A 2,324-nucleotide genomic window follows, 5' to 3' on the forward strand; every position below is an offset into this window, starting at 1 on the left:
GGCCTGGCCGGTGCCGATGGAGTTCTCGTACTCGCCGTACTGGCGGGCGGGTGCGGTGCAGCGCTGCTCGCCCAGCGCGCCGATCATCATCAGGTAGTGGAAGAACCGGGCCTCGGGCTTGTACCGCCAGAACTCCGGCATGGTCTCCAGCACCCGGTCGTGGCGGCCCTGCTTGAACCAGTCGATCCGCTCCAGGTCGGCCTCGCGCGCCTGGGGCGTGAAGATGTGCGAGGGGTCGCTGGCCTCGTGGTCGCGCAGCTCCCGCAGCGGCCAGAAGGTGTGCGACAGCGCGCCGGAGGCGATCAGCAGCACCTTGCGGTCGGTGGCGGCGATGCCCTCGGCCAGTGCCCGGCCCAGGCGCAGGTGGTCCTCCATGTCGCCGGTCTGGCAGACGCCGATGGTGACCCAGCGCTTGTCGGGCAGCCCCTCGCCCAGGTACTTCCACAGGTTGATGGTGGCGTAGTAGACGGGCAGGTAGGCGTCGTCGATCGCGGTGATCCAGGTGCCGTGCTCCTCGGCGAACGACGCGATGCTGCGGGCCAGTTCGGGGTCGCCGGGGTAGTCGAACGGCATCCGGCACATTCCGCGCGGCAGTTCCTCGGAGGTGAACAGCCCGGCCCTGCGGTCCTGCGCGGTGACGACGAACTCCACCGTGGTGGCCCAGTGCGAGTCCAGGACCACGACGGTGTCGTAGTCGAGGGTCTCGAACACCTCCTCGCGGAGCTGACTCAGGCCGGTGACGAGGGTGAGTTCCTTGCCCTCGTTGAGCTCCTTGCGGGTCTCCTCCGGCAGCACGATGGTGGGGACGTGCGCCAGCAGTCCCGCGCCGACGATCTCACCCATGGTCCCGCCATCCCTTCGGAGCGGTGACGGTGTTCTTGAGGTCGCAGTAGAAGTCGAAGCTCCAGGTGCCGCCCTCACGGCCGATGCCGGAGTGGCGGGAGCCGCCGAACGGCGCCTGGAGGTCGCGGACGAAGAAGCAGTTCACCCAGACCGTGCCGGCCACCAGTTGGGCGGTCACCCGGTCGGCGCGGTCCCGGTCCCCGGTGGCCAGGGCGGCGGCGAGGCCGAAGCGGGTGCCGTTGGCCAGCTCCACCGCCTCGTCCTCGGTGTCGAAGGTCTGGAGGGTGAGGACCGGCCCGAAGACCTCCTCCTGGACGATCTCGCTGTCCTGCGCCACGTCGGTCAGCAGGGTCGGGCGGTAGTAGAGACCGCCCAGCTCGTCGTTGGGGCCCGTACCGACCACGGCCCGGGCGCCGGCGTCGAGGGCGCGGCGGACGAAGCCGTCGATCTTGTCGAGCTGGCGCCGGTGGATGTTGGGGCCGAGGTCGGTGGCCTCGTCGCGCGGGTCGCCCTGGGTGAGGCCGGCGGCCTTGGCGGCGAAGCGGCGGGTGAACTCCTCGGCGATCGAGGACTCCACCAGCAGCCGGGTGCCGGCCAGGCAGACCTGCCCGGCGTTGTCGTACTGCTCGACGGCCAGGTCGACGGCCAGGTCGAGGTCGGCGTCGGCGAAGACCAGCAGCGGGGACTTGCCGCCCAGCTCCAGGCTGACCGGGGTGAGGTTGTCGGCGGCGGCCTGGGCGATGCGCCGGGCGGTGGGGACCGAGCCGGTGAAGCTGATCCGGCGGACGTCCGGGTGGGAGACCAGGGCGGCGCCCGCTTCGGCTCCGAAGCCCTGAACCACGTTGAGGACGCCGTCCGGCAGGCCCGCCTCGGCGGCGATGTCCGCCAGCAGCGAGGCGGTCAGCGGCGACCACTCGGCCGGCTTGAGGACCACCGTGTTGCCGGCCGCCAGTGCCGGGGCGACCTTCCAGGTGGCCAGCATCAGCGGCGCGTTCCACGGGGTGATCAGCACGCAGGGGCCGGCCGGGTCCCAGGTGACGTGGTTGGCGTGGCCGCGCGTCTCGAAGTCCTCGTGGTCGAGCGTCAGCAGCCAGTCGGCGAAGAAGCGGAAGTTGTGCGCGACGCGCGGCATCACCCCGCGGCGGTGCGAGCGCAGCAGGGCGCCGTTGTCGGCGGTCTCGACCTGCGCGAGGTCCTCGATGCGCCGCTCCACGCCGTCGGCGATGGCGTGGAGCAGCCGGGCGCGCTCGGCGCGCGGTGTGGCGGCCCACCCGGGGAAGGCGGCCTTGGCGGCGGCCACGGCGGCCTCGGCCTCGGCGGCGCCGCCGCGGGCCACCTCGGCGAGGGGGGCGCCGTCGATCGGCGAGTGGTCGGTGAAGGTCTCGGCGGAGGCCACCCGGCGGCCGCCGATCCAGTGCCGGGTGTCCACGGGGACGCCGGCGACGGTGGCGGTCACCGCTGCGGTGAGGGGCTGTTCGGAC

2 protein-coding genes are annotated in these 2,324 nt (G+C 72.5%); both read right to left on the bottom strand.

Annotation, left to right across the window (positions count from 1 at the left end):
* Positions 1-843 (bottom strand): 3,4-dihydroxyphenylacetate 2,3-dioxygenase (locus tag J0670_RS36070; RefSeq protein ID WP_207816926.1); only part of this gene is annotated, 843 nt, incomplete at its 3' end.
* A complete protein-coding gene (locus J0670_RS36075) occupies positions 836-2,299 on the bottom strand; it encodes an aldehyde dehydrogenase (protein ID WP_207816928.1) in 1,464 nt (487 codons plus the stop codon). The genes J0670_RS36075 and J0670_RS36070, both read right to left, overlap by 8 nt.
* Positions 2,300-2,324: the final 25 nt, after the last annotated feature.

It is taken from the genome of Streptomyces sp. FH025, assembly GCF_017427025.1.
Lineage (GTDB): Bacteria > Actinomycetota > Actinomycetes > Streptomycetales > Streptomycetaceae > Kitasatospora.